At 47.4% G+C, this 6,315-nt stretch carries 6 protein-coding genes; 4 read left to right on the plus strand and 2 right to left on the minus strand.

The window, feature by feature from the left end; genetic code table 11:
- Positions 1-46: 46 nt before the first annotated feature.
- A complete protein-coding gene (locus ACKFKH_RS30350) occupies positions 47-628 on the minus strand; it encodes an SRPBCC family protein (protein ID WP_446862108.1) in 582 nt (193 codons plus the stop codon).
- A 282-nt stretch (positions 629-910) separates the two neighbouring features.
- Here ACKFKH_RS30350 and ACKFKH_RS30355 point away from each other — a divergent pair, with 282 nt between their 5' ends.
- Positions 911-1,090 carry a hypothetical protein gene (locus tag ACKFKH_RS30355; protein ID WP_446862109.1) on the plus strand — a complete coding sequence of 60 codons (180 nt, stop codon included), beginning with the start codon at positions 911-913 and terminating at the stop codon, positions 1,088-1,090.
- A gap of 362 nt (positions 1,091-1,452) precedes the next feature.
- Positions 1,453-1,875 carry a DUF2294 domain-containing protein gene (locus tag ACKFKH_RS30360; protein ID WP_446862110.1) on the plus strand — a complete coding sequence of 141 codons (423 nt, stop codon included), beginning with the start codon at positions 1,453-1,455 and terminating at the stop codon, positions 1,873-1,875.
- Here the strand turns inward: ACKFKH_RS30360 and ACKFKH_RS30365 are convergent.
- Complete coding sequence (locus ACKFKH_RS30365) at positions 1,838-2,236, minus strand: response regulator (protein WP_446862111.1); 399 nt, start codon at positions 2,234-2,236, stop codon at positions 1,838-1,840. The two genes, ACKFKH_RS30360 and ACKFKH_RS30365, sit on opposite strands and share 38 nt — an antisense overlap.
- Positions 2,237-2,958: 722 nt before the next feature.
- Between ACKFKH_RS30365 and ACKFKH_RS30370 the strand changes: the two genes are divergently transcribed.
- On the plus strand, positions 2,959-4,323 hold the full coding sequence (locus ACKFKH_RS30370) for an NAD-dependent succinate-semialdehyde dehydrogenase (RefSeq protein ID WP_446862112.1): 1,365 nt from the start codon (positions 2,959-2,961) through the stop codon (positions 4,321-4,323).
- Positions 4,324-4,434: 111 nt separating this feature from the next.
- Positions 4,435-6,081 (plus strand): acetolactate synthase large subunit, encoded by a 1,647-nt coding sequence (locus ACKFKH_RS30375; RefSeq protein ID WP_446862113.1) that lies wholly within the window; start codon positions 4,435-4,437, stop codon positions 6,079-6,081.
- Positions 6,082-6,315 lie beyond the last annotated feature (234 nt).

Below are 6,315 nucleotides of genomic sequence, written 5' to 3' on the forward strand. Positions count from 1 at the left end.
GTGTGAAGCGGGATAATTTGCCTGACACACCCGATCTCGCAGCTTTTCAGGCGCACATGACTCGGCGCATTTGTCTCAGATTGGTTGGCAGATCCAAGCGGATGGCTTGCTCGATCAAGAGTCCAGGGACAGGAATCGTCGGAGTTGCCTGAACGGAGTAGGTTAAAACAGTGCCGTTTTCGTAGGCTTCGAGGCTGAGGTCGGCAAAAAAGTCACTAAAGCTGCCCGATTCTAGATAAAACTGAACTCGCTGATGGTGAGTTTCTAAAACTTTGAGATAGATTTCAACTTGTGCACTAAAGACCAAAAAAGCTTTGCTGGCACTTTGATAGAGCCGTTTGACCTGCCGCTTTGCACTGTTTGAAGCGTTAATTCCTGAGTGCAACACCTGACTGTGGGTAACATCAGGAAAATATTGTGTCCAGCGAGGATAATCGGTAAGCTGTTGCCAGACTTGATCTGGAGTCAAAGGCAGGTATAGTCGAGCAGTGACCGCCCCACCCCAGGCAGAATAAGCGCGTGTGGTCAGTAAAACTTCGCCTTGTAGAAGGGCTATCCGATCGATCTGTCCCCTAGATTGATTGGCAACACTGAAATTGATCGCGTTGGGTTCGATAGAAGCAGCCATTTTGATTTCACTCCTCATCCGTTCCAGCAGTCTAAGCTAGAGTGTATGACGATCGAGTTGCTTTCACCATCACACGCTCGCAAGTTTGTATACTCTTAATCTTCCCGTCAATTTCGCATTATTGACTGACAAAAATCCGGGATATTCTGTCTCAGGTTTGAGAGGTCGGTTTTGAGAAATTGGTCTGAGAAATTGGTCTGAGAATTTGGTCTGAGAATTTGCAAGCAAAACAGTAAAGCCAATTGCTGATCTAGATGTTTTAATGCTGTTGAGGAACCTGCTATGAGTCGATCGACGAATTCGAGAGCCGTTGTGTACTTAGTTGTCTTGGGGCTAACGGCGATCGTGTGGCTGCTCAGAGGAATTGGGCTGCTTACCTTTATTCCAGGCTTTATCCTGTGGGTTTTGATCTTGCTGTCGATCGCGCTTACGATCGTCAATGGTTGGATAGAAACTAGATAAAGCGATCTCTTCGAGTTACCCGCAAGGGGTCTCTTCGAGTTACCCGCAAGGGGTCGCTTCGAGTTATCTCTAAGGGGTTACTCACGCTAAAGGTTTCAGTTACCAACTGTGTGATCAAAACAGCCTTTTACCGTATAAAACTGTTAAAGAACATTAGAATAAGCTTTAAATTGTTGGGAACTAAAGCCTATAATCAGACCCATTTGTAACACTTAAGTCTGACTCTCTCGATTTCTCTACGCCATTTCTCTACACGATAGTTTAAACCCATCTTGAGGCGGATTATATCCGATCGTTGAACTGCAACAATACTAAGACAAAGACAACTTTGTTATGGATACCTAATATTGCTACTAATGGATATGACAACAACTCCCACTCGTGGACAGCTAGAACGTACCCTTTCTCAAAAAATCCAAGCCCTTTATCGGACTCAACTTGGACATCAGCCCAGCCGTGTACAGTGCCAAATTTTTGATGGCAAAGTGGTGATTATTTTAGAAGACTCCATCACTAAGCCAGAGAAGGTTTTGGTAGACAATGGTCAAGAAGAACTAGCCGAAAAAGTGAGAGATGACCTGGACAAAGCCATGCATCCTCAGCTAAGTGAATTAATTAAAGAAGTGATAGGAATTGATGTGATTGATGTGTTGAGCGATGCTACGTTTGAGACGGGACGCACAGGTACGATCGCGGTACTGGCTGATACGCCTCAGTTTCGGGAATCGCAAAACAACGCCCGTCGCCCTAGAGGAGAGAATGCACCTTCAGATGGCGATGAATAATCGTCTGCAAGTCTTCTAAATCGTAGGGTTTGCATAAATAGTCGTCACAGCGGGACTGATTTAAACGATCGTTTGCGTCCTCTTGTGACAGTCCGGTTAAAGCAATCATTGGGATATGGCTGGTATCGGGCGATCGCTTGAGCCGAGAAATCACTTCAACTCCATCGATGCCTGGTAGTAAGAGATCCATCAGAATAAGGTCGGGAGATTTCTCGGCGATCAGAGTCAGTGCTGTTTCGCCATCTGTCGCAGTGAGTAAAAAGCAGTCAATGACTTCGGGAAGTTGATATTCAAGTAGGAAAAGATTGTCCTGGTTATCGTCCACAGCCAGGATCAAGGGCTTGCTACGGCCTACGCTCATATTCATATAGATCCGTATCTTTTAAGTTCTAAGGTCAGTCCAAGCACTTAGCTCGCTCCATCAATCCACTAGCCTAATAACCATTAACAAAGCGCTTTGGCGACTAAAGAGCCGCTTTTGATGAGTGGTTTGCAATAGCTTAGAATGGCTTCGCAGGTTGACAATTTCCCTTTCTCGTCGAGAGAAGCTGCAAGCTGACTATAAGAGCTTAAGCAATCTAATTAGTCAATCCTACGGTAAAGAATGAGTGAATGCTCAAAAATTATAATTAATTAAGCTTTCAATATCTTCTTGACCGCTCCTATAGTTAGCACATTTCAGCACATTGTAAATTGAGTCCCAGTATCACAAATTACAAGGCAGCTAATTATTTAATTCTCCTATGAGCGATCGATGTTTCGTGGTTTACATCTAAATTTGTAATGAATTAAACGTTTTCACGCTTAAACAAACAAACGGTTCACAAGACTTCTAAGGTCTGTTAGGTGACTCAATCATTGATTAAAAGCAAGCTTATTTCAGCAGTTGAATTGACTCAGTACTGCTAAGAGTGATTGAGCTATAAAGTTACAGATATGACCCTAAAACAGGAAACAAGCCTTTAAGAAAAATGGCGGTGTCTGAAATTTTAATAGACAATTGAGGAGAGGATTCACAATGGGAGTGACCGAAGGAATTAACCTTCACAATCGCTGCCCAAATTTAACCTGGAGGTGTGGGTCATGGGTATCGCTACAACTAACCCAACAACTGGAGAAACCCTAAAAACATTTGACGCGCTCAGTGATCGAGAGTTGGAAAATCGAATCGATCGCGCCCAACAAACTTTTCTGGAGTATCGCCGCATTCCGATCGCTCAAAAGGCAATCTGGCTGACTCGTGCGGCTGAGATTTTAGAAGAGGAGCGCGATCGCTTTGGCAAATTAATGACGCTGGAAATGGGCAAACCATTGAAGGCCGCGATCGCAGAAGTTGAAAAATCGGCTTCAGTTTGTCGGTTTTATGCAAAACATGCGGCTGAGTTTTTGTCAGACGTGCCGATCATGACAGACGCAACTCAGAGCTTTGTGCGCTATCAGCCGTTGGGTGTAATTCTCGCTGTGATGCCGTGGAATTTTCCGTTTTGGCAGGTGTTTCGATTTGCGGCTCCTGCTCTCATGGCGGGCAACGTGGGCTTACTCAAACATGCTTCTAATGTGCCACAGTCTGCCCTGGCGATCGAAGAGATTCTCACGCGATCGGGCTTTCCCACAGGCGCTTTTCAGACGTTGCTGATTGGGGCAGATAAAGTGGCAGGAATCGTGGCGGACGATCGCATCAAAGCAGCCACCCTGACTGGAAGCGAACCCGCAGGGATTAGTTTGGCAACGATCGCCGGACAGCATCTCAAAAAAGTGGTGTTGGAATTGGGCGGCAGCGACCCCTTTATCGTCATGCCCAGTGCGGATTTGGAGGTAGCGGTTTCGACGGCGGTGACGGCGAGAATGCTCAACAGTGGTCAGTCTTGTATTGCAGCCAAGCGGTTTATTGTGGCGGCAGCGATCGCCGATGAATTCACCAAGCGTCTCATTCAAAAATACAGTGCGCTGAAGGTGGGCGATCCAATGTTGCCTGAGACAGAAATTGGCCCGCTGGCGACTCCTAATATTCTCAAAGACATTGACCAACAGGTACAAGAAGCGGTCAAACGAGGAGCCAAAGTTTTGATTGGGGGAGCGCCGATCGAGCGTCCGGGCAACTTCTATGCGCCGACGATTTTGAGCGAGATCCCGGTTGGCAGTCCGGCAGAGTCAGAAGAAATCTTTGGCCCGGTTGCGCTGTTGTTTCGCGTTCCTGATCTGGATGCAGCTATTCATCGCGCCAACGATTCGCCCTTTGGGTTGGGAGCCAGCGCCTGGACGAACGATTTTGCGGAACGCGATCGCCTCGTCAATGAGATCGAAGCCGGGTCAGTCTTTATCAACGGTATGGTCAAATCTGATCCACGACTTCCCTTTGGGGGCATCAAGCGATCGGGCTATGGTCGCGAATTGGGCAGAGAAGGCATCCACGAGTTTGTCAACATCAAAACGGTCTGGGAAAAATAGGGGTGACTTCTCAAGGATGTAAGTTATAAACGAGGCGAGACTTGCGACTGTACTCTACAACATTCGGTCAAACCTCTTTCTGACCTGGCTAAAACTTTTTCTGGGGGCAATATGGGCGACATGAATACGGCTGAACTCCTGGTGCACTGTCTGGAGAACGAAGGTGTGCGCTACATTTTTGGCGTGCCTGGAGAAGAAAACCTGGACGTTTTGGAAGCGCTACAACATTCCTCGATTCAGTTCATTACCACGCGCCACGAGCAAGGGGCCGCCTTTATGGCCGATGTCTATGGGCGACTCACTGGGCAAGCGGGAATTTGTCTATCGACGCTCGGCCCAGGGGCGACTAACTTGATGACCGGAGTGGCAGATGCGAACCTCGATCGCGCTCCTCTAATTGCCATTACTGGACAGGTGGGCACCGATCGAATGCATATCGAATCTCATCAATATCTGGATCTGGTGGCCATGTTTGCTCCGGTGACTAAGTGGAACGCGCAGATCGTTCGCCCCAGCAACACCGCTGAAATTGTCCGCAAAGCCTTTAAGCTGTCCCAATCTGAAAAACCGGGAGCCGTCCATATTGATCTGCCCGAAAACATCGCCGCCATGCCTGTAGTCGGTAAACCTTTGGCAACTGACAATATCGAAAAAACCTACGCCTCGTTTCATAGCATTGAGAAGGCAGCGATCGCGATTTCTCATGCCAAAAATCCGCTGATTCTAGTAGGCAATGGAGCGATCAGAGCCAACGCCAGCGACATGGTGACTAAGTTTGCAACTCAATTGAATATTCCTGTAGCCAATACTTTTATGGGCAAGGGTGTGATTCCGTTTGAGCATCCGTTGGCGCTGTGGGCGGTTGGGTTGCAGCAGCGAGACTATATTAGCTGTGGATTTGATCAAGCTGATTTGGTGATTGCGATCGGCTATGACTTGATTGAATATTCACCCAAAAAGTGGAATCCTGACGGCACCGTTCCGATCATTCACATTGACGGTACGCCTTCTGAAGTAGACAGCAGCTACATTCCCGTTGCTGAGGTGGTGGGCGATATTTCTGATGCGCTGCAAGAGATTTTGAATCGCAGCGATCGCACCGATAAGCCCGTCCCCCAGTCGTTAGAATTGCGGGCTGACATTCGTGCAGACTACGAGCAATATGCCGCAGATGCTGGTTTCCCCATCAAGCCTCAGAAGATTATTTACGATTTGCGGCAGGTGATGGGGCCCGACGATATTGTAATTTCGGATGTCGGCGCACACAAAATGTGGATGGCTAGACACTATCATTGTCACCGCCCCAACACTTGCATTATTTCTAATGGATTTGCGGCGATGGGGATTGCGATACCAGGAGCGATCGCAGCTAAACTCGTCCATCCCACTCATAAAGTAGTCGCAGTGACGGGAGACGGCGGCTTTATGATGAACTGTCAGGAGCTAGAAACCGCGCTCAGAGTCAACACGCCTTTTGTCACAATCATCTTCAACGATGGCGGCTATGGCTTGATCGAATGGAAACAACATAACCACTTTGGGCATTCCTCATTCATCAAGTTTGGCAATCCCGATTTTGTCAAGTTTGCCGAAAGCATGGGACTCAAGGGCTATCGAGTCGAATCCTGCGCCGATCTGATTCCGACGCTCAAAGAAGCCCTTGCCCAAGACGTTCCTGCTGTCATCGATTGCCCCGTTGACTATCGAGAAAATCTGCGCTTTACCCAGCGATCGGGTGATCTGAGTTGTACAATCTAGGGGTTTTGCAGACTGATTCTACGGTGTTTCAATATTGCGATCGAACTGTCATGTAATACTAATCCTCATGACTTAAACTGCTGTATTAGCCTTGCTTCAGAGAGTTGGACGCAGCTTGTTTAAGATTATTTCTTAACGTGTGAAGCGATCGTTCAGGCTGCATTCATACAAGCAATTTAGCTGCTAAGTAGCTAGGTGCAATTAAATATAAAACGCTCCAAGGAGTACTCCCCT

The organism is Phormidesmis sp. 146-20 (assembly GCF_052939475.1).